This is a genomic window from Arthrobacter sp. Bi83 (assembly GCF_918698095.1).
Taxonomy (GTDB): Bacteria; Actinomycetota; Actinomycetes; order Actinomycetales; family Micrococcaceae; genus Arthrobacter.
On record NZ_CAKKLY010000068.1, the window covers coordinates 1 to 20,506 of the forward strand.

Annotated in this window: 22 protein-coding genes and 1 riboswitch; of the genes, 13 read left to right on the top strand and 9 right to left on the bottom strand. The window is 65.6% G+C overall.

All coding sequences use genetic code 11. The features are described from left to right. The 3 genes from LQ144_RS20925 to LQ144_RS20935 form a co-directional block, all read right to left on the bottom strand. On the bottom strand, positions 1 to 169 hold a 169-nt coding region (locus tag LQ144_RS20925; protein ID WP_230121169.1), incomplete at its 3' end, for a phage holin family protein. After that, the gene (locus tag LQ144_RS20930; RefSeq protein WP_230121132.1) at positions 166 to 966 is read right to left on the bottom strand and encodes a hypothetical protein; all 801 of its coding nucleotides are present in this window, start codon (positions 964 to 966) and stop codon (positions 166 to 168) included. The genes LQ144_RS20930 and LQ144_RS20925, both read right to left, overlap by 4 nt. Before the next feature lie 312 nt (positions 967 to 1,278). Then, entirely contained in the window at positions 1,279 to 1,992 is a 714-nt protein-coding gene (locus LQ144_RS20935) for a GAF and ANTAR domain-containing protein (protein ID WP_230121134.1), read from the bottom strand. A 505-nt stretch (positions 1,993 to 2,497) separates the two neighbouring features. Between LQ144_RS20935 and LQ144_RS20940 the strand changes: the two genes are divergently transcribed. After that, positions 2,498 to 3,082, top strand: coding sequence for a metalloregulator ArsR/SmtB family transcription factor (locus LQ144_RS20940; protein WP_230121141.1), 585 nt, complete (start codon positions 2,498 to 2,500; stop codon positions 3,080 to 3,082). Between the two features lie 303 nt (positions 3,083 to 3,385). On the opposite strand, the gene LQ144_RS20945 is transcribed toward LQ144_RS20940, so the two are convergent. Then, positions 3,386 to 3,841 (bottom strand): hypothetical protein, encoded by a 456-nt coding sequence (locus LQ144_RS20945; protein WP_230121142.1) that lies wholly within the window; start codon positions 3,839 to 3,841, stop codon positions 3,386 to 3,388. A gap of 220 nt (positions 3,842 to 4,061) precedes the next feature. On the opposite strand from LQ144_RS20945, the gene LQ144_RS20950 reads away from it, so the two are divergent. From LQ144_RS20950 to LQ144_RS23190, 3 genes are all read left to right on the top strand, one after another. After that, positions 4,062 to 5,387, top strand: coding sequence for a hypothetical protein (locus LQ144_RS20950; RefSeq protein ID WP_230121144.1), 1,326 nt, complete (start codon positions 4,062 to 4,064; stop codon positions 5,385 to 5,387). 217 nt (positions 5,388 to 5,604) lie between these two features. Then, positions 5,605 to 6,339, top strand: a complete 735-nt coding sequence (locus LQ144_RS23185; RefSeq protein WP_354962262.1) for an FAD-binding oxidoreductase — start codon at positions 5,605 to 5,607, stop codon at positions 6,337 to 6,339. 4 nt (positions 6,340 to 6,343) lie between these two features. Beyond that, positions 6,344 to 6,931 (top strand): Rieske 2Fe-2S domain-containing protein, encoded by a 588-nt coding sequence (locus tag LQ144_RS23190; protein WP_354962264.1) that lies wholly within the window; start codon positions 6,344 to 6,346, stop codon positions 6,929 to 6,931. A gap of 313 nt (positions 6,932 to 7,244) precedes the next feature. Here the strand turns inward: LQ144_RS23190 and LQ144_RS20960 are convergent, their stop codons facing one another. From LQ144_RS20960 to LQ144_RS20970, 3 genes are read right to left on the bottom strand one after another with little or no spacing between them, the layout of a single operon-like run. Then, positions 7,245 to 7,442 (bottom strand): helix-hairpin-helix domain-containing protein, encoded by a 198-nt coding sequence (locus LQ144_RS20960; protein ID WP_230121146.1) that lies wholly within the window; start codon positions 7,440 to 7,442, stop codon positions 7,245 to 7,247. Between the two features lie 8 nt (positions 7,443 to 7,450). Then, positions 7,451 to 7,927 carry an SDR family oxidoreductase gene (locus LQ144_RS20965; RefSeq protein ID WP_230121147.1) on the bottom strand — a complete coding sequence of 159 codons (477 nt, stop codon included), beginning with the start codon at positions 7,925 to 7,927 and terminating at the stop codon, positions 7,451 to 7,453. Next, a complete protein-coding gene (locus tag LQ144_RS20970; protein ID WP_230121149.1) occupies positions 7,885 to 8,289 on the bottom strand; it encodes an SDR family NAD(P)-dependent oxidoreductase in 405 nt (134 codons plus the stop codon). The genes LQ144_RS20965 and LQ144_RS20970 overlap by 43 nt, the downstream gene beginning before the upstream one ends. A 172-nt stretch (positions 8,290 to 8,461) precedes the next feature. On the opposite strand from LQ144_RS20970, the gene LQ144_RS20975 reads away from it, so the two are divergent. The 3 genes from LQ144_RS20975 to LQ144_RS20985 all read left to right on the top strand — a co-directional run bounded on the left by LQ144_RS20975 (position 8,462) and on the right by LQ144_RS20985 (position 11,229). Then, on the top strand, positions 8,462 to 9,247 hold the full coding sequence (locus LQ144_RS20975) for an SDR family oxidoreductase (RefSeq protein WP_230121151.1): 786 nt from the start codon (positions 8,462 to 8,464) through the stop codon (positions 9,245 to 9,247). 70 nt (positions 9,248 to 9,317) lie between these two features. Beyond that, positions 9,318 to 10,355 carry an alcohol dehydrogenase catalytic domain-containing protein gene (locus LQ144_RS20980; protein WP_230121153.1) on the top strand — a complete coding sequence of 346 codons (1,038 nt, stop codon included), beginning with the start codon at positions 9,318 to 9,320 and terminating at the stop codon, positions 10,353 to 10,355. A gap of 43 nt (positions 10,356 to 10,398) precedes the next feature. Then, positions 10,399 to 11,229, top strand: a complete 831-nt coding sequence (locus LQ144_RS20985; RefSeq protein WP_230121155.1) for an oxidoreductase — start codon at positions 10,399 to 10,401, stop codon at positions 11,227 to 11,229. 38 nt (positions 11,230 to 11,267) lie between these two features. On the opposite strand, the gene LQ144_RS20990 is transcribed toward LQ144_RS20985, so the two are convergent. Then, positions 11,268 to 11,660 carry a DUF6221 family protein gene (locus LQ144_RS20990; RefSeq protein WP_230121157.1) on the bottom strand — a complete coding sequence of 131 codons (393 nt, stop codon included), beginning with the start codon at positions 11,658 to 11,660 and terminating at the stop codon, positions 11,268 to 11,270. 51 nt (positions 11,661 to 11,711) lie between these two features. Further along, positions 11,712 to 12,593, bottom strand: a complete 882-nt coding sequence (locus LQ144_RS20995) for a VOC family protein (protein WP_354962268.1) — start codon at positions 12,591 to 12,593, stop codon at positions 11,712 to 11,714. A 290-nt stretch (positions 12,594 to 12,883) separates the two neighbouring features. On the opposite strand from LQ144_RS20995, the gene LQ144_RS21000 reads away from it, so the two are divergent. From LQ144_RS21000 to LQ144_RS21025, 6 genes are all read left to right on the top strand, one after another. Further along, positions 12,884 to 13,669 (top strand): alpha/beta hydrolase, encoded by a 786-nt coding sequence (locus tag LQ144_RS21000; protein ID WP_230121161.1) that lies wholly within the window; start codon positions 12,884 to 12,886, stop codon positions 13,667 to 13,669. Positions 13,670 to 13,855: 186 nt separating this feature from the next. Further along, positions 13,856 to 13,953: riboswitch (glycine riboswitch) on the top strand. Between the two features lie 159 nt (positions 13,954 to 14,112). Beyond that, on the top strand, positions 14,113 to 16,965 hold the full coding sequence (gene gcvP / locus LQ144_RS21005) for an aminomethyl-transferring glycine dehydrogenase (protein WP_230121163.1): 2,853 nt from the start codon (positions 14,113 to 14,115) through the stop codon (positions 16,963 to 16,965). Positions 16,966 to 16,974: 9 nt separating this feature from the next. After that, positions 16,975 to 18,096 carry a glycine cleavage system aminomethyltransferase GcvT gene (gene gcvT / locus LQ144_RS21010; protein WP_230121165.1) on the top strand — a complete coding sequence of 374 codons (1,122 nt, stop codon included), beginning with the start codon at positions 16,975 to 16,977 and terminating at the stop codon, positions 18,094 to 18,096. Positions 18,097 to 18,368: 272 nt separating this feature from the next. Then, positions 18,369 to 18,752: a glycine cleavage system protein GcvH gene (gene gcvH, locus LQ144_RS21015; protein ID WP_230121167.1), complete on the top strand. Its 384-nt coding sequence runs from the start codon at positions 18,369 to 18,371 to the stop codon at positions 18,750 to 18,752. Further along, positions 18,749 to 20,077 (top strand): serine hydroxymethyltransferase, encoded by a 1,329-nt coding sequence (gene glyA, locus LQ144_RS21020; protein ID WP_290369801.1) that lies wholly within the window; start codon positions 18,749 to 18,751, stop codon positions 20,075 to 20,077. Before gcvH ends, glyA begins: the two co-directional genes overlap by 4 nt. Positions 20,078 to 20,398: 321 nt before the next feature. After that, positions 20,399 to 20,506 (top strand): serine dehydratase beta chain (locus tag LQ144_RS21025; protein WP_230119781.1); only part of this gene is annotated, 108 nt, incomplete at its 3' end.

Consider the following 20,506-nt stretch of genomic DNA (forward strand, 5'->3'; position numbering starts at 1 on the left):
TGCCGGCCCGGGTGCCGGACTGCTTCAGTTCGGCCTTGGCGAGTTCTATTTCCTGCCTGATCAGGGTGGACAGGTCCCGGGTGACTTCACCCAGGAGATCTCCCAGGGACGTCGAATCCGCCTTGGCATGCGCGGCAGTGGGAGGTGTATCGGGTATCTGGCTGCTCACAGGGGACGACCTCCACCCTCTACGTACGGGTCATCAGGATCGCGCAGGGGAACCCCTGCCGCACCTTGGCCTTCGAAGCCCGGCCGGGCAGGTTCGCCATACACCGTTTCTGCGTAGGTTGTCGGTGTTGCCCGCGGCGCGTCATACAAGGGTGCGCCCGGCGCTGCCGCGAGGCTGTCCGTCACCGGCGGCTGCACGGGGTGCGGCGGCACGGTGCCTGTTGTGGTCCCCGCTGCCGTTCCTGTTGCGGGAGCGCCGGCCTGCAGGCTGCGGCCGAGGCGTCCGGCCAGAAGGCCCGCGCCCGCGGCGAGGAGGAGGAAGGTGCCCGGGCGTCGGCGGGCGAAGGACTTGGCCTCGTCCACCAGCGAGCCTGGGTCCCGGTTGTCGAGCCAGGACGCCACGGATTCTGAGCGCTCTGCGGCCTGCCGGATGAGGTCCGAGGCCACGCCCTGCTGGTCCGGCGCATCGGCCATGGTTCGCAGCTGGGAGGAGATAGTGCGGATGCCTTCGGCGGCCTTCTGCTGCTGGGTGCCGGCCTGGCTGGTCAGATCGGACTTCGCCTGATGCAGAAGATCGCGGGCGCTGTTCTTAGCTTCGTACGCGACATTGGCAACCTCGGCCTTGGCCGTCTCCGCCACGTTCTGGGCGGCACCGGCAGCCTGTCCGGCCACCTGCGCGGCCTCTTCCTTCGCCACCTCTGTCTTACCGGAGGCACCGCCCTGCGCGCCGGCAGTGCCCGCGCCCGTGGTGCCTAGGCCAGTTGTGCCCGGTCCGGTGCCATATGGGTTCTCGGTCATCATTGCTCTCTTTCCTTTAAGGGGTTAGCTGCTGTTGATGAACCAGCACGCCTGAATAGTAAGCATGGTTACCATCAAATAGTAAGTACACTTCCTATATAGATTGCAAATTTTCGGTACAGACCTCCGGAAGGCTGTCTACCGTGGTTGGATTCATCATCGCCGGGGCTCTCGGTTCTGATAACCCCACTTCCCACCGGGACCTCTGCCGGCCGCCCCTGGTTTGCCGTCACGTGCAGGTCCTATCGGACCCCGGGACTTGGGGGCCGCGGATAGCCGGGACCAGCAACGACGCGATAATGGCCGGCGGTCCTAAAACCGCGCGCCGGCGACGATTTCCCGGGAGAGCTGGTGCAGCGGTTCGTGCCGCTTTCGGGAAGTTGTGATGAGGGCGGCGAGGGCCTGATCCCGGCTCAGGCGGAAGCGCTCCATGAGGATGCCGGTAGCTGTCCTCACCGCGTCGCGGTCTCCCAGTGCCCGGATGAGCCCATCACTCAAGCGCTGCGCCGAGTCACGTGCCTGGGCGTTGGCAAGCATCAGGGCAGCTGGGCGGGTCAGCAGCTCGATCACTCGTACGGCTCGGGAATCGAACCCGCCTGGGATGGGGGAGTATACCTTCATCGCCCCGATTGCCCCGTCGGGAGTTGACAGCGGGGAGCTGATGACTGAGCGCAATGGCAAATGGGCGATGGCCCGGGTCCAGGCGGGCCAGCGCGTTTCCGTGCGGGTGTCCTCGACAGTAATAGTTGACTGCTGGGCCCAGGCGGTAAGGCAGGGCCCCTGTCCGAGGTCATACTGCAATTGGTCCGCGTCCAGCACCACCGGATCTGTGGAGGCCGTGCTTGTACGCCGGCCCCGGGCATCCATCAGGGTGATGCCGGCGCCGGCGGTTCCGGGGATTGCTTCTACGAGGGCCTGGGCGAGGGCCTGGACGGCTTGCTTCACGGTGTCGTGAGTCAGCAGCAGGTCCGCGATCCGGGCGGTGAGGGCGGCGAGCTCGTCCGCAAGGGGCAGGTCGGCGTCCATCAGAGGTTCCGACTGGGTATTGCGGACGCCCGAACGCGGGCAGGCCTGCGATGCCGTCCCCGTCTCAGGAGCAGGACCCCGGGCCGGGCGACGATGGCTGGTAAGGCGGGCACAGGTGCGATCCTTTCTTAGGTCCGCGGTAGCCGCGCCGTGGGGCGTATGCCGTGCTGGACGGGTGCCCGGTTGACGGCGGTTTTGTTGAGATCACTCTTGAGTCGAGGGGGCCAACGCCCCGGTTAGCCGGCGGGCTGAGGCTGTGCCGTCAGACGGCGCAGGGCAAGCTGCCCGCCTCGCGGGCGGGCCTAGTTCTCCACCACAATTATATTCAACGTGAACCGCCCACGCGAGAGTTGGCAGTTGCCGCCCGGCGAACTGCGCCGGCTGTGGTTTCTGCCGCCCCGGCAGGGGCGCGCCCTTGGACTGACCACGGCGTCCGGCGCCCGGCAAGATGCTCAGGGAGGATAATCGGCTTAAGAGCATGTATGCCTGCCAGTAAGGAGCCGTGATGGTAGGACAGGCGCAGGCAGCGGGTGCGCTCGCGGCTGCTGAGGCCGAGTTGTTCAAGGCGCTGGCCCATCCCGCCCGAGCCCGGGTGTTGGGCGTGCTTGCCTCCGGCCCGGCCTCGGTGCCCGACTTGTGCGCGGCCACGGGATTGAAGCCGTCGCATCTGGCCGGCCACCTTACCCAGCTCCGTGCCCAGCACCTGGTGACCGGGAAGCGTTCGGGCGGGCGGCTGCTGTACGGCTTGTCCTTTCCCGAGGTCGCCCGGTTGCTTTCAGCGGCCGAGTCGGTGTTGTCAGCGCGTGCGGCTGCCGAGGCGGATGGGCTGGCCGGCATCAGTGCCCCGGAGGCCGCTGGACAAGACGCAGAAAACGCAGACATCGGTGCCCTGGTGGAGGAGTTCGTTCCGGTCCTGGAGCAGTCCTTGGAAAGGCGTGCCCTGGTGGCAGAGGCTGTGGAATCCGTCAGACTCCGGACAGGCCGTAGCTCCGAGGCGGCCCTTGCCATGCTTATGACTGACGCCCGCGAACGGGGCTGGACGCTCGCTCAGGTTGCCAGTGACGCCCTTACCACCGAAGGAACAGAGTGACTGCTGCTCTTGACGATGTGCCCAGCACGCGACAGACTCATTATTGAGGAATTGATCAATTCATTGTTCTTTCAATTCCTCTCCATTGGGGGCCTTCTGCTCGTCAGCGCGCAAAGGGGCCGGACTATCGCGGGGCATTGGGATCACATTGCGATCCGTGCCAGAGGGGCCGCGAAACAGACGGATGGGGGCAGGAACAGTGCTGTTCCTGCCCCTTTCCGGCTGTTCCGTGTCACAGATCGTGCCCACTGCTGCGGGCGGCCCATTGCTTTTCAGCCCGAGGAGCGCCCCATCTTCCGGCGTTCACCTATACAGCCAACGTATCCACACAGCCAACGCGTCGGCTTCGCCTTTGGCGGGACCGTTCCGTTCGCCGCCCACCTCCAACCTGGCGGGTGTGCTGTGCGCTGCCAAACCGGCCAACACCGCATTGATGCCCTGCACTTCAGTATCGGAGGAGATGCGGACGTCGATCTTCGCCGTCGCGGATCCGGCCTTGACGATACGCTGGCTGCCGCCGGGCACGAACCCCACATTCAAGGGGTGGCATCTAAGGTATTTCCAATGTTTCTGCAGGGCAGAAGGGACAGGCTGGCTTTGCCTGAGACCTAAACCCAGGCCTGTCTCTTTTGTCCGCCAATCAAAGGCGATTGCGTGCCGTCCGTCATGGCGGGTGGGTAGAACCCAATAGCGACTTCTTGACGGGGAGAAGCCTTGATAAATGAATTCAACGCGCTTCGTTGTTCCCTTGAGCGGCATTACTCGCTGCATTCCATACCGCCAGCCCAAACCCGGGCGCCAGGCGGGGAACTCATTTCAACCGAAAACGGCCGGCTTCTCGGTTGATCAACGCCTACGTTTTAGAGTCTCGCCGTCCACTTCCTGATGTCCTCACACGCACCGGCCCGCTCAGAGGGCTCCCCACGGCCTCGTTGACGACGCCGAGCCGAGCCCGGGCCCAAAATCCATTAGGTGACACATGAAAGCCAAGCCTCTGCACGCAACGATACTCATCCCCTTCCTTCTGGCCGGTGGAATGATGGCTGGCGCCGCCTCGCCGGCATCCGCCGCCGGAACAACCTACTTCGTCAGTGCAGTCGGCAGCGACAGCAACACAGGCACATCCGCAACGACCCCCTGGAAGTCCCTCACCAAAGTCAGCCAGGCCGTCCTTAAGCCCGGAGACACAGTCAGCTTTCGGCGCGGCGACACCTTTACGGGAGGCGTCGTAACCGCCCAAAGCGGCACGTCGACAGCGCCGATCACGCTGAACAGCTACGGCACCGGTAACCAGCCGATAGTAACCGGAGGAAAATCCGGGAACTGTTTCCGCATCAACGGCAATTTCACTATTGTGGAAGGTCTGCGCGCGGTTTCCTGCGGCTATGCCGGCTTCAGCGTCGTCGGTGACAACGACACTGTGCGGAATTCCAGCGCGTCCAGCAACGCAGCAGGTCTGAAGGTGAGCACTGGCTCTGATTTCGGCACGTACACAGGAAATGCCCTGACGAACAACAACATCATGAACGTCAACACGCGCGGCACGAACTGCGGAACTTCACAGGCGGTTAATTGCAGCGACGATTCCGGTGCCTTTGGCATATTGATCAACGGCAATGACAATGAGGTCTCCGGCAATACCGTTTCCGGTTCCGCGGCTGCATCCTTCGACTTCAAGCTCGACGGCGGGGCCATCGAAATCTTCAACGGCAACCGTAACAACATCCACCACAACACCGCCGTGGACAACAACGCGTTCTCCGAACTTGGACGGTCATCCGCTGGAACCGCGGACAACAACACCTACCGCTACAACCTGGTTCGTTCCACGTGCGGCACCAACTGCGCACAGGCGAAAGGCTTCATCGGCCGAGGGGCCACCACGTCGTTCGGACCGACCAACGGCACTGTCTTCGAGCACAACACCGTCTACCTGACCGGCCCGGACTCCCAGGCCATGGTGTGCCACGCCTCCTGCCCGGCCACCACCGTGATCCGGGGCAACATCCTGGTCGGCGTCAAGAACTCGCTGTGGATCAACGGCTCGGGCTGGACCGAACGCCAGAATGTTTTCAACGGACCCCGGAACTTCACACCGAACAGCACTTCCACGACGGCGCCGGCAGGCTTTGTCAACGCCCCCACGGACCTGCATCTGACGGCCACCAGCCCCGCCATCGACCGCGCCGGCGTGGGCAGCTCACTGACAGACCTCGACGGTGCTCCGGTGGCCCAGAACGGGGACTGCCGAGGAACCGCAGACGCTGACTCAGGCGCCTACGAATACGACTCACCCAACTGCTGACCAGCCTGATCGGAAAGGGCTGCCGGAGTTTTCGGGAGGACCCCAGACCAGACCAAGGGTCCTCCCGATACGCAAGGTATGCGAATGCCGAGGGTAGTCCAGCGGGCTGAAATTTGTCGTCATATCTGGGCCTTCAGTAAGGCGGGAAATGTGTCTAGGCTGTGACCACCAGAGCCAGGACAGGTCTGACCTCGCGTGACGGACAGGGAGTGCATCGATGCTTTCACTTTGGCTGGACCGGGCCCGTTCCTTTACATCTGATCCTTTCGTTCCCAATGCAGAATACGACGCCGTTGTTGTCGGCGCGGGCATCACCGGTCTGGCAACCGCGGTGTTGCTGGCAAGGTCGGGAATGAAAGTAGCAGTCCTCGAAGCAAGAACAGTCGGGGCAGGAACGACAGGCAACACCACGGCCAAACTGACCCTGCTCCAGGGCACCATCCTGTCGGGACTGCGCCGTCAATACTCCCAAGAGATGGTCAACGCATACGTCGACGCCAACAGGGAAGGGCAGGCCTGGCTGCTGCGCCACCTGGACGACAACGAAGTCCCCTACCAGCGCCGCGACGCCTACACCTATGCCATGACCGCCGAAGGCGACGAAAAGGTGCGGTCCGAGCTTGCAGCGGGTCAGGCAGCCGGCCTCGACGTAGAGGAAACAGGCGACACCGGACTTCCCTTCAGCACGCGCCGGGCGATCCGCCTGCCCGGCCAGGCCCAATTCAACCCCATGGACGTATTGGAGAGCCTGTGCGTCGATCTCCGGGCCCACGGGGGCGTCCTCAGCGAAGGAGTGCGGGTCCGGGACGTCGCTGGCGGGAGCCACCGGATCGTGAGGACCAACGCGGGCGCCATCCGCACCAAACTGGTGGTGCTGGCTACGGGGATTCCCATCCTGGACCGGGGCCTGTATTTTCGGCAGGGAGCCCTCACCCCAGGCCCGTCTGGATGAGCTCTTGGACTGGGGAAAACGCCACTTTCCGGGCGCCGACGTAACCCACACGTGGTCGGGGGAGGACTACCAGGCGACCAACCTCATGCCCTTCTTCGGCAAACTGCCCCGCGGCGGCGGGAAAATCTACTTCGCCACCGGCTACAACAAATGGGGCATGAGCAACAGCATCGCCGCCTCCCTGGCTATCAGCGCAGAGATTCTCGGCGGCCAGCTCCCTTGGGCCGACACCCTCCACCACAGGAAAACCTCACCGGCTGGAGCTGCCGCCGCCATCAGCTTGAACGCCGACGTCGCTAAGACTCTGGCGGACAGCTGGGCCAAGCTGAGGACCGCAAAACCCGACACAAATAACACGGTCCCGGACGAGGGCTCCGGCACCATCCTCCGGCACGACCGCAAACCCGTGGCCGTGTCCACGGTCAACGGGAAGACCTGCCGTCTCTCAGCTGTCTGCACCCATTTGGGCGGGATCGTCAGCTGGAACGACGCGGAGAAGACCTGGGACTGCCCGCTGCACGGTTCCCGCTTCGCCGCCGACGGCCAGGTCCTGCAGGGACCCACAACCAAGGACCTCCCCGCCGCCCAATAGGCCTCGGTACCTCATCCTTGGGGCTTTAATGTGTGAGCGGTTCGAACGCTTCCGGCCGCTTATGCGCCAAAACGCAAGCGGACGACGGCGGGAGGTCCCGCCGTCGTCGGCTCTTCCGGTTCGCTAGTTGGCGTCCCGCGGGTTCTCTGCGCTGCGCCGCAGTGTAGATGTCCGCAGTGTAGATGTCCGGACTGGCAGGACTATGCGGGCGGCCTGGACGGGGTCCAGGCCGGTGACGAGGGTGCCTCAAGGCGCTCAATCCGATGGGACTCCTGACTGGGAATGGCCTTCCGCCAGAGTCTGGAGTGGCGTTTTACTTCAGTGCGAGGCCGTGCTCGTCCAGCGCATCCTCGATGATCCGGAGCGCCTTCGGACCCACGCCATGAAGTTTGGACAGTTCCGCCCGGGCGACACCGGCGAGACTTTGCAGCGATGTGAAACCTGCCCCGGTTAGGGCACGCGTGGCCGGCGCCCCGATCTTGGGAAGAGCGTCGAGCGGTGACGTTGTCATGGTTGCGCTCAGCTCTCGGTCTTCTGCGGGGCGAGTTCGCCGTAGAAGTAGGATGCTGTCACTCCGCCGTCCATGAGGAAGTCGCTGCCGGTGATGAACGCGCCGTCCTGGCCCATGAGGAGAGCGCCCACCGTGCCGACCTCGTCCGGAGTGCCGCCGCGCCCTGCCGGGGACAACCCGATCATGCGGCGGTATCCCTCGCCTCGGGGGCCGGTCAGCTCATCTTTGGCCAGCGGGGTGAAGATGATGCCGGGGCTGATCGTGTTGATCCGCGCGCCGCGTTTGCCCCATCGGACGGCCTCGGCCATCACGCGGAGCGAGTTGCCGCGCTTGGCCAGCTGGTAAGCGTGAAGGGAGTCTGTGACTTGGTCCGGCTGAAGCATCGGGAGCGCCAACAGTTCGTCGGCCGGCGTGGTCGCGAGAGCTGTATTTTCCTCGGGAGTCAGGGCACCCAGGCGGTGCCCTGACTGCGAAGCGATGACCACGCCGGCGCCGCCGGGGCGATGACGTTCCCGAATTCCTCAAGCAGCACGGCAGTCCCGTACAGGTCCACGGCCAGGATGGTCGCCGGCGACGCTTGGCTGGGAGAGACACCCGCGGCGTGTATGACGCCGGTGACGTCGCCCAACGCCGTGGCCGCCTCGACGAGGGTATGAATGGACTGGCGCGAGGACACGTCGACAGTCATTGTGCTGACCTCGAAACCGGCGTTGCTCAGCACCTCGGCCGCCGCGTCGGCGTTGCCCTGATTCAGGTCCGCCAACACAACCTGCTTGCCCGCGCTGACGCGCCGGGCGATTGCCTGGCCGATCGAGCCGGCTCCGATGACAACAATGACGTCGCCCATGATGGTCTCCTGTTCCTTGGTACTTCATCCACCCTAGAAGCCTTCAACCAGGGACGGGAGGCACTGTGAGTACCTGTATCAACAGTCCCTTCCACCTTGGGATCGTCTCCTGTTGTATGGATGTGAACCTCAGCGAGCCCTTTCCTGGGCCGCCAACAACCTAGGAGCAACAATGACCACTCGCCCCAGCACCGTGCTGGTAGTCGGCGCGACCGGCAGCATCGGCCGGCTCGTCGTCGAGGAAGCGATCCGGCAGGGGCACACCACCCCGGCCCTGGTGCGCAACCCCGACAAGGCCCGGCGGCTGCCCAAGGAAGCGGAGGTCGTCGTCGGGGACGTTACCCGGCCCGAGACGCTGGCCGGCGCCGTGGAGGGGGTCGACGCCGTCGTCTTCACCCTCGGCTCGGACGGCGCCGGCAAGGTCGGTGCCGAGACTGTGGACTACGGCGGGGTACGCAACGTTCTGGCAGCCCTGGGCAATCGGACAGTCCGGTTAGCCCTAATGACCTCTATCGGCGTCACCAACCGCACCGGAGCCTACAACCGGTCCACCGAGGCCCACGACTGGAAGCGGCGTTCCGAACGGCTCGTCCGTGCCACCGGCCTGCCGTACACGATCGTGCGGCCTGGCTGGTTCGACTACAACGGGCCCGACGAACACCGGCTCGTCCTGCTCCAGGGCGACACCCGTCAGGCCGGGGACTCCAGCGACGGCGTCATTGCCCGGCGCCAGATTGCCCAGGTCCTGGTCCGCAGCCTCAACTCACCGGGCGCGGAGCGCAAAACCTTCGAGCTCGTTGCAACCGCTGGCACCGCGCCCGCGGACTTCGAGGCCCTGTTCGCCTCCCTCGCAGCGGATCCCGCCGGCGGACTCGACGGCGTGCACGATCAGCCGAACATGCCGCTGGACGGCGAGCCGCAACACGTGCGTGAGGAGCTGCGCGTACTCACGCGCTGACGCCCTGCCCCCTGGCGGTCCCAGCACCGCCCGCCCCAGCTCCGATTCTGGAGAAACGAAAGGAAACACAATGCGAGCAACCATCATGTACGCAGCCGGAGACGTGCGCGTGGAGAACGTGCCCGACCCCGTCATCCAGGATCCGACCGACGCGATCGTGCGCATCGTGAATTCGTGTATCTGCGGATCGGACCTGCATCCCTACCACGGCATGCCTGCCTCCGAGCAGGGTAGCCCGATGGGGCACGAGTTCATCGGCGTCGTCGAGGAGACGGGCAGGGACGTGTCCAGGCTGAAGAAGGGCGACTTCGTCATCGCCCCGTTCGCCTGGTCCGACGGGACCTGCGATTTCTGCCGCGAGGGCCTGCAGACCTCCTGCCGCCACGGCGGGTTCTGGGCCGCCGGCGGCATCGGCGGCGCCCAGGCCGAAGCCATCCGCGTCCCGTTCGCTGACGGCACGCTGGTCAAGGCACCGGTCGACGAGGATTCCGCGCTGCTGCCCTCCCTGCTGACCCTCTCCGATGTGTACGGCACCGGCTACCACGCCGCCATTAAGGCCGGAGTGAACGAGCGGATAACCGTCACGGTCATCGGTGACGGCGCTGTCGGCCTGATGGCGGTGCTGTCGGCCAAGCAACTGGGTGCCGAGCAGATTATTCTGATGGGCCGGCACAAGGCCCGCACCGACCTGGGCATCGAATACGGGGCCACCGACGTCGTCGCCGAGCGCGGCGAGGAAGGCATTGCCAGGGTCCGTGAGCTAGCCGGTGGCGACGGCACCCATACGGTGCTCGAGTGCGTAGGACACCGGCCGGCGTACGACCAGGCACTCGGCGTGATCCGTCCGGGCGGTGTCATCAGCCGCGTCGGCGTGCCGCAGTACGAGGATGCCCCGATCGGATTCGGCAGCATGTTCGGCCCGAACGTCACCCTCACCGGCGGCCCGGCCCCCGTCCGCGCCTACATTGAAGCCCTGCTGCCCGGTGTCCTCGACGGCACCGTGAACCCTGGCAAGGTCTTCGACCGCAGCATCAGCCTCGACGACGTGCCCGACGGCTACCGCGCCATGGACAACCGCGAATCCCTCAAGGTCCTCGTCCGCCCCTAGCGCACGTCGCCCCCACTGCTATCCCCCACGAAAGGAAGACCTCATGGCTACATGGCTCATCACAGGATGCTCGACCGGACTCGGCCGGGCTGTCGCTCAGGCAGTGCTCGCCCACGGCGACAACGCGGTCGTCACAGCACGGAACGTCACCACGGTTGACGATCTCGCGGCCGCCTTCCCCGACACGGCACTGGCCCTGCCCCTCGACGTCACCGACCGGGCACAGATCAGCTCGGTGGTGCAGCAGGCCCGGACGCGCTTCGGGGGCATCGACGTGCTCATCAACAATGCCGGCTACGGCTACCGCGCCGCGGTGGAGGAAGCGGACGACGCCGACATTCGGCAACTGTTCGACACTAACGTTTTCGGCGCAGTGGACATGATCAAAGCGGTCCTCCCGGACATGCGCGCGAAAAGGGCTGGGTCCATCCTGAACATCTCCTCCATCGGAGCGCGCATCTCACCGGCCGGCTCCGGATACTACTCGGCAACAAAGTCGGCCCTGGAGGGCCTGTCCGGATCCCTGCACAAGGAACTGCAGCCGCTGGGCATCAAGGTCACCGTCATCGAGCCCGGCGCGTTCCGCACGGACTTCGCCGGCCGCTCACTCACGCAGTCAGCGACGGCGATCGAGGACTACGCAGAGACGGCCGGGAAACGGCGCAAGGAGAACGACACGATCCACGGCACCCAGCCGGGCGACCCAGCCAAGGCCGCAGAAGCGATCCTGGCGGTCGTCAACAGTGCGAACCCGCCGTCGCTGATAGTGCTCGGCAAAGACGCTTTCGACGCATTTGCCGCCGTAGCCCAGGCAGAGCGCGCCGAGCTTGACCAATGGCGGGACCTCAGCCTCAGCACAGGCGTCGAGGGCTGAGGTACGGGCTGCGGCGGGTCAGCTACGTAAACCGCAGCTCAGAGTTCGATGGCCCAGCCTTCTTGGTAGTCACGGTGGTCTCTGTAGGGGGCTGCCATACACATCAGGACGTATTCGCTGGTGCCGTCGACTTCGCTGCGGATGTCGGTGACGAGCGGGACGTTGGCCAGCATCTGTCGTTTCGCGGCGCATTCAGCGAGGATGCGGCCGGGGTTGAACCATGCGATGTAGACCCGGTCTGTGGCTTTGCATTCGAGGTGACCGGGTGCGTGGTCGGCGCGAGCGTCGAGCACGATTCGTTCGTTGGCGGAGTAGAGGGCTGCGGTGTCGCTCCCGGGTCTACCAAACCATTCCCAGGGCGCAGGTGAGGCGGCCAGCGCGATGGCTTCGTCTTCGGCGATCCGGGCTTCGAGGAAGGCGATGATGTCCATGCCCCAATCCTGCCATCCTGCGGGCACCATTTCTGATGCCCATCACGCCCGTTATCCGCCGGCGGGTTGGAACAATTCGACCACGTTGCCGGACGGATCTTCCAGCAGGATCTGCTGACCGCCCGGACCCTTGACGATGTCGTTCCGGAACGCGAGGCCCGCAGCGCGAAGCCGGTCCACTTCGGCCGCGATATCGCTCACGATCAGGTGGATGCGGTTCCATCCCCCCGGGGCAGGCACCGTGCCATCCGGCATTGACCGCCCTGCCGAGCTGGTTGGCCCGCTCAGCAGGAGCCGCAGCCGGCCGCGTACGACGTCGGCGAATGCCGGTGCGGCCCTCATCCTGAGGGTGAATCCGAGGTGCTTTGTGTAGAAGTCGATTGCCGCGTCGACGTCGTCCACCATGTATCGGACGCTGACCATGTCCGTAAGGTCGCTGGGCATGTCTAGATCCTCTGAACTCGTTTGGGAGTACTCGATTGCGTAAAGCAGGAACTGGATTCGCGTGTTCAGTTCGTCCGCCGTGCGGACGAACACCGGGTAATTGTCCTGGTCGGCAGCCCCTTCGGCCGCCGGGTCGGGGATGCTCCAGTGCACCCTCGCAGGCGGCCCCGGGAAATCGGGGCATACCTCCCGTACGCGGTCGCAAAGGCTGATCACATAGTCGAACCGGTGCTCTGCGAACTCACTCAGATGCTTGGAGCGGGCGCCGCTAATGTCAATGCCGCGCTCACGCATCACGCGTACGGCGTTGGGGTGCAGGTCCTTGGGGTGACTGCCCGCACTGACGGCTTCGATTTGGGAGCCGCCGAGGCTGGCCAAGATCGCCTCGGCCATCTGGGATCGGGCGCTGTTTCCCGTACACAGGAACAACACACGAACGCGTGGCTGAACCGGCTGAAGGCCAGGACCGCCCGCGGGCGGTGTCAGCACAGCGGGAACCAGCCGTAGGCCGGGGTGAAGCGCCGCACCGGCTTCGGCGAGCCGTTAGCGATACAAAGCCAGGTTGAGGCTGCAGTACGTGTCACGTCCGTCGGCCGAGCTGCGCCGCATGGTCAATCAATATATTTTGATTGATTTGCACCGATTTGATGCCGGCCGGTAGGCGCCATGGGGAGAGGCACCAAACGCAGGACGACGACGGTAGGACATCCCGCCGTCGTCCACTTTGCATGCGGTTCTGAGCCCTGTTCGTCGGAAGCGCCCCGGGGTTACGATGCCGTGTGACCTTCACCCACGGCTACGCGGACAACGACGGCCTTCTCATGTACTACGAGGTCCACGGCCGGGTGGTGCCCGGCCAGCCGCCGCTGCTCCTCATCCCGGGCGGCGGCTCCACCATCGGCACCAACTTCAGCGAACTCATCCCGCTGCTGGCCGAACAGCGCCAGATGATTGCCGTTGAGGAGGAGGGCCATGGCCGCACCCAGCCGACCCGCCGCCCCCTCACCGCCGGGAACTCCGCCGGCGACATCCTCGCCGTTTTGGAGCAGCTCAACGTGGAAACCGTGGATGTGCTGGGATTCAGCGCCGGCGGCCACACCGCCATCGCGCTGGCACTAGGGCATCCCGCCGCGGTCCGGCGCCTCATCGCCGCCTCTACGTTTGTGAGCCGCGATGCCGTGCCGGACGAGTTCTGGGACGGCATGGCGAAGGCCACCCTGGACGACATGCCCGACACCTACAAGGATGCCGACCGCAGTCTCAATCCCGAACCGGGCCACCTGGAGCGACTCTTCGAACTGGACAGCCGGCGCATCCTGGACTTCGCCGGCTGGTCCGACGACGAGCTGCGCACCATCAAAGCCTCCACGCTGGTGGTGAGCGCAGACCGCGACGTTGCCACTGCCGAGCACGCCGCGAGGATTGCCAGCGTCATCCCGGGCGCCCGCCTGCTGGTCATCCCCGGTGGCCACGGCGATTACCTCGGGGAGCTGGCGGCCAGTGCCGGGGACCTCCGGACGATGCATGCCACAGTCCCGTTCCTGCTGCGGTTCCTCGACGACTGAGTCTTGTTGTAGGGGAGCGGCACCCAAAGCAAGCGGACGACGGCGGAACGTCCCGCCGTCGTCCGCTTTGCTGCCCTGCTGGCGGCTTTCTCGAGGCTGCAAAAGGACTCATTTGACGTATATTTTGCATCCAGGCCGGAGAGCAGATAATGTGTGAGCCGTGTCACCCACCAGTGGCACGGCTTATGATCTGCGGCGGGAGAGTCCTGCCGGTACGTTCAGCAGGCGCCGTAGGAGCAAATCCTCCCCAGGAATCTCTCAGGCCCACGTACCGCCGCGGCAAGGCAACTCTGGAAAGCAGTCCGGGAAACCGGGCTCACCGACGGTGCAAGTGGCGCCTGCTAACAGCAGGCAAAGCGGAAACTCTCAGGTCCAATACAGAGCGGGGAGGAACCCGAATCATCATGGCACTCCAGTGCCACCTGAATTATGGAGTTCCTCACATGACGATCCAGTCGTCCCCGTCCACATTCGCAGACCGCCACATCGGCGCCCGCCGCCAAACAGACATCGACACCATGCTCAAGGCTGTCGGCTACGACAGCGTGGATGGCCTCGTCGACACTGCAGTCCCCGATTCCATCCGCCAGGAAAAGCCTCTCAGCCTGGACAGCGCCCTCAGCGAAGTTGAAGTGCTCGCCGGGCTGCGCAAGCTGGCTTCCAAGAACAAGACGGCCGTGCAGATGATCGGCCAGGGCTACTACGACACCGTCACGCCGCCGGTCATCCGCCGCAACATCCTCGAAGCCCCGGCCTGGTACACGGCCTACACGCCGTACCAGCCGGAAATCTCCCAGGGCCGGCTCGAGGCGCTGCTGAACTTCCAGACCATGGTCCAGGACTTGACGGCACTGCCGGTCGCCAACGCGTCCCTGCTGGACGAGGCCACCGCCGTCGCCGAAGCCGTGTTGCTGATGCGCCGCGCCAACAAGAACAAGACGGCCCGCGACGGCAAGACCGTTATCGACGCCGACTGCCTGCCGCAGACCATCGCCATCGTGCAGGGCCGCGCCGAAGCACTTGGTTTCGAGGTGGAGGTTGCCGACCTGTCCCAGGGCCTGCCCGACGGTGACATCAACGGGGTCGTACTCCAGCAGCCCGGGGTTTCCGGCCGGGTGTGGAACCAGTCCGGTGTGATTGCAGAGGCGAAGGAACGGGGCGCGCTGGTCACCGTGGCAGCCGACCTTCTGGCCCTGACGCTGATTACCCCTCCCGGTGAGCAGGGCGCCGACATCGCCGTCGGCTCCACGCAGCGACTGGGCGTCCCGCTGTTCTTCGGCGGCCCGCACGCGGCCTACATGGCGGTGCGCGAAGGCATGGAACGCACGCTGCCTGGCCGTATAGTCGGCGTCTCCAAGGACAACGCCGGCGTCCCCGCCTACCGCCTGGCCCTGCAGACGCGCGAGCAGCATATCCGCCGCGAAAAGGCCACCTCCAACATCTGCACCGCGCAGGCCCTGCTGGCCATCGTCTCCTCGATGTATGCCGTCTACCACGGCCCCGACGGCCTGAAGGCGATTGCCGAGACCGTCCACAACAACGCCAGGGCCCTCGCCGCCACGTTGAAGGTCGCTGGCCGGGAACTGGTCAGTGAATCCTTCTTCGACACCGTCACGGTCCGCGTGCCCGGCAAGGCCCGGAAGGTCATTACCGCTGCCGAGGCCCGGGGCATCAACCTGCGCTTTATCGATGCGGACACGGTTGGCGTGTCAGTCGATGAGACGACGACGGCGGAGGTCCTCTCCGCGGTGGTCGTCGCCTTTGGCGCCGGTCCGGTGGTGGCGGCCAAGGGTTTCGAACTGCCCGAGACTTTGCTGCGTTCTTCCGATTTCCTGCAGCACCCGGTGTTTAACACCCACCGCTCCGAGACCCAGCTGCTGCGCTACGTGCGCAAGCTCTCGGACCGGGACCTCGCCCTGGACCGCACCATGATCCCGCTGGGCTCGTGCACCATGAAGCTGAACGCCACCGCCGAGATGGAGGCCATCTCCTGGCCGGAGTTCGCCTCCATCCACCCGTTCGCCCCGGATTCCCAGACCGAAGGCTGGCGGGAACTGATCGGCGGCCTGGAAGCCGACCTCGCCGAAATCACCGGCTACGACCAGGTGTCCATCCAGCCGAACGCCGGTTCCCAGGGCGAGCTCGCGGGCCTGCTGGCCATCCGCGGCTACCACCGTTCACGCGGCGATGACCAGCGCAACGTGTGCCTGATCCCGGCCTCCGCCCACGGCACGAACGCGGCCTCGGCCGTCCTGGCCGGCATGAAGGTTGTTGTTGTGGCCACGGCGGCAGATGGCACGATCGACCACGCCGACCTCAACGCCAAGATCGAGCTGCACAAGGACGTCCTGTCCGCGATCATGATCACCTACCCGTCCACCCACGGCGTGTACGACGCCGATGTGCGTGAGGTCTGTGACTCGGTGCATGCGGCCGGCGGCCAGGTCTACGTCGACGGCGCCAACCTCAACGCCCTCGTGGGGCTCGCCCAGCCTGGCAAGTTCGGCGGCGACGTGTCCCACCTGAACCTGCACAAGACCTTCTGCATCCCGCACGGCGGCGGCGGCCCGGGCGTCGGTCCGGTCGCTGCCAAGGCCCACCTGGCGCCGTTCATGCCGGGCGACGCCAACAAGGCCGCTCACGAGGCAGGGCATGGTGTGGCGATCTCGGCTTCGCGCTTCGGCTCGGCCGGTGTGCTGCCCATCTCCTGGGCCTACGTGAAGCTCATGGGCGGGGAGGGCCTGACTGAGGCCACCAAGTCTGCGCTGCTCGCGGCGAACTACATTGCTTCCCGCCTGAACGAGTTCTTCCCGGTGCTGTACACCGGCGAAGGCGGACTCGTGGCGCACGAGTGCATCCTGGACCTGCGAGAACTGACGGCCAGGACCGGCGTCACCGCGGAAGACGTGGCCAAGCGCCTGATCGACTACGGCTTCCACGCGCCCACCCTGGCGTTCCCCGTTGCCGGCACGCTGATGGTGGAACCCACCGAGTCCGAGGACCTCGCGGAGATCGACCGCTTCATCGACGCGATGATCACCATCCACGCCGAGATCGAACAGGTCGCCGCCGGGGACTTCACACTCGCGGACAGCCCGCTGCGCAATGCACCGCACACCGCTGCCGCCGTCATCAGCACCGACTGGGCCCGCAAGTACCCACGCGAGCAGGCTGTCTTCCCGGTCCCGACGCTGAAGCAGGACAAGTACTTCCCTCCGGTAGGCCGGATCGACGGCGCGGCAGGGGACCGCAACCTGGTCTGCTCCTGCCCACCTCTTTCCGAGTTTGAAAACTAAGGATTTCTGATGACTGAGAACTACACCGCGCTCTACGAAGAGCACAAGAAGGCCGGCGCCTCCTTCACCGACTTCGGCGGCTGGCAGATGCCCCTGAAGTACTCCTCTGAGCTGGCCGAGCACCACGCCGTGCGCAACGCTGCCGGCCTGTTCGACCTCTCCCACATGGGCGAAGTCTGGGTCACCGGCCCGGACGCCGCAGCCTTCCTGGACTACGCGCTGGCCGGCAAGCTGTCGGCGGTTGCCGTCGGCAAGGCCAAGTACTCGCTGATCTGCCAGGAAGACGGCGGCATCATCGACGACCTGATCTCCTACCGCCGCGGGGAGGAAAAGTACCTCGTGGTGCCGAACGCCGGCAACGCCGTCGTGGTCGCCGCCGCCCTGGCCGAACGGGCCGCCGGCTTCGACGTCAAGGTGGAGGACGTTTCTGCCGAGACGTCCCTGATCGCCGTCCAGGGACCGAACGCAGAAAGCATTCTGCTGGCGCTGGTCCCGGGCGAGCAGCACCCGTTCGTTACGGAGCTCAAGTACTACGCCGCCGTCGAGGTCGAAATCAACGGACAGGAACTGCTGCTGGCCCGCACCGGGTACACCGGCGAGGACGGCTTCGAGATCTACATTCCCAACGAGGACGCAGCAGGCCTGTGGGAGGCATTGCTGGAGATTGGCGCCGGGCACGGGCTCATCCCCGCCGGCCTCGCCTGCCGCGACTCCTTGCGGCTGGAAGCCGGCATGCCGCTCTACGGCAACGAGCTCTCCCGTGAAGGCAACCCTTATGCCGCAGGCCTGGGCCCGGTTGTCTCCCTCGCCAAGGAATCCGACTTCATCGGCAAGGCGGCCCTGAGCGAACTCAAGGCAGCCGGCACCGGCTCCACCACTGGCCGCAAACTGGTGGGCCTCAAGGGCCTGGGCCGCCGTGCCGGCCGCGGCCACTACCCGGTCCTCAAGGAAGGCAACGTCATAGGCGAAGTCACCTCCGGCCAGCCCAGCCCCACCCTCGGCTACCCGGTCGCGATGGCCTACGTCGACGTCGAACACGCTGCGCCGGGCACCGCCCTGGACATCGACCTGCGCGGCAAGGCAGAGCCGTTCGAAGTCGTCGCACTGCCTTTCTACAAGCGCGAAAAGTAAGTCCCGTACCGTCGGTACCGGCATCCTCCGCGTGCTCGGTCGCGTAGACGCCCGCTGAGCGGACGTGACGCTCCCTTAGACGCACGCTTCCGGATGTCGGACCCCGACGGAGCCACCATAAAGGGCGCCTTCGAAAGCCAAGGGTGCTGGGGTGTACGGCCTGCCGCTGGTTGAGCTTGTCGAAACCGAGGCCACAGCAAGCTCGATCATTGGGGGTTGAGCTTGCCGACCCCCGCAGCCGAACCACCAGATTTCAAACGTAAGGAAAAAACATGAGCAAGGTTGTTGCTGAACTGAAGTACTCCGCAGAGCACGAATGGGTTGCTGCTGACGGGTCGGGCCCTGTGGGGATTGGTATCTCCGCCGTGGCTGCTGATGCGCTCGGCGACATTGTGTACGTGGACCTGCCCGAGGTCGGCTCGGCCGTGACCGCGGGGGAGACCTGCGGCGAGGTGGAGTCCACCAAGTCCGTCTCGGACCTTTATGCACCGGTGACGGGCGAGGTTGTCGAGATCAATGACGACGTCGTTTCGGATCCGGCGCTGATCAACAGCGATCCGTATGGTGCCGGCTGGCTGTTCAAGGTCGCCGTGACCGAAGAGGGCCCGCTCATGTCGGCCGAGGAATACGCTTCAAAGAACGGCGGCGAGCTGTGAGCGGGGCAAGCGCTGCAACGGCAACCTTCGAAGCCGTAGCGTCCGCGAGCCTGAACGCCACTCTCGCCGAACTGGATCCGGAGATCGCCGCGAAGATCGACGACGAACTGACCCGCCAGCGCACCGGTTTGGAAATGATCGCCTCGGAGAACCACACCGCCGCTGCCGTGATGCAGGCGCAGGGCTCCGTGCTGACGAACAAGTACGCCGAGGGCTACCCGGGCAAGCGCTACTACGGCGGCTGCGAGCACGTTGACGTGATCGAGCAGCTCGCCATCGACCGGGTCAAGGCCCTGTTCGGCGCCGAATACGCCAACGTCCAGCCGCACTCCGGCGCGCAGGCCAACGCCTCGGTCATGCACGCCCTGATCCGCCCGGGCGACACCATCATGGGCCTGAACCTGGCGCACGGCGGTCACCTGACCCACGGCATGAAGATCAACTTCTCCGGCCGGCTCTACAACGTGATCCCTTACCAGGTCCGCGAGGACGACCACCGGATCGACATGGCAGAGGTCGAACGCCTGGCCCAGGAGCACAAGCCGCAGCTGATCGTCGCCGGCTGGTCCGCGTACGCCCGCCAGCTGGACTTCGCCGAGTTCCGCCGGATCGCTGACTCCGTGGGGGCCTACCTGATGGTGGACATGGCGCACTTTGCCGGCCTCGTGGCCGCGGGGCTGCACCCGTCCCCGGTCCCGCACGCCCACGTCACCACCTCCACCACGCACAAGACCCTCGCCGGTCCGCGCGGCGGCATCATCCTGTCCAACGACGCCGATATCGCCAAGAAGATCAACTCCGCGGTGTTCCCGGGCCAGCAGGGTGGACCCCTGGAGCACGTCATCGCCGGCAAGGCAGTGGCGTTCAAGATCGCCGCCTCGGCCGAGTTCAGGGAACGCCAGGAGCGCGTGCTGGCCGGCGCCCGGATCCTGGCCGAGCGCCTGGTCCAGCCGGACGTCACCGCCAAGGGGATCAACGTGATCTCCGGCGGTACCGACGTGCACCTGGTCCTCGTGGACCTGCGCAACTGCGAGCTCAACGGCCAGGAAGCCGAGGACCGCCTCGCGGAAATCGACATCACGGTCAACCGCAACGCCGTCCCGTTCGACCCGCGCCCGCCGATGGTCACCTCGGGGCTGCGGATCGGCACCCCGGCGCTGGCGACCCGCGGTTTCGGCGAGGCTGCGTTCACGGAGGTAGCGGACATCATCGCCGAGGCCTTGATCGCCGACGCTGGCGCAGACCTGTCCGGACTGCGCTCCAGGGTAGAGGCACTCGCCGAAGCCCACCCGCTGTACCCGTCTGTCGCCAGCCTCGCAGGTTGATCTTGTCCGTCGCTGGTTGAGCTTGTCGAAACCAGCGTCCCCGGCTCCGGGGCTGGCGGGCCCCAGTTTTCACGCGTGCTCGCTCGTACCTCGCTTAGACGCACGCTTTCGAAAACCGCGGCCAGCCGGCCCCTCGGAGGGGCCCGTCGCCTTGGTGACGGGGCAGCGGCGACTGGCCGGGCATCCGGCAGCATGCGTCTAAGGGAGCGTCACGTCCGCACAGCGGGCGTCTTCGCGACCGAGCACGCGGAGGAATCCGGCCAGGCGCCACCCATCCCGACTACATCCCCGCCCGACCACTTACCTAGTTAGGAACCGACAATGGCTGTTGGAGTCTTTGACCTCTTCTCCATCGGAATAGGCCCGTCCAGTTCACACACGGTGGGCCCCATGCGTGCTGCCGCGGTGTTTGCCGAGGAGCTTAAGGCT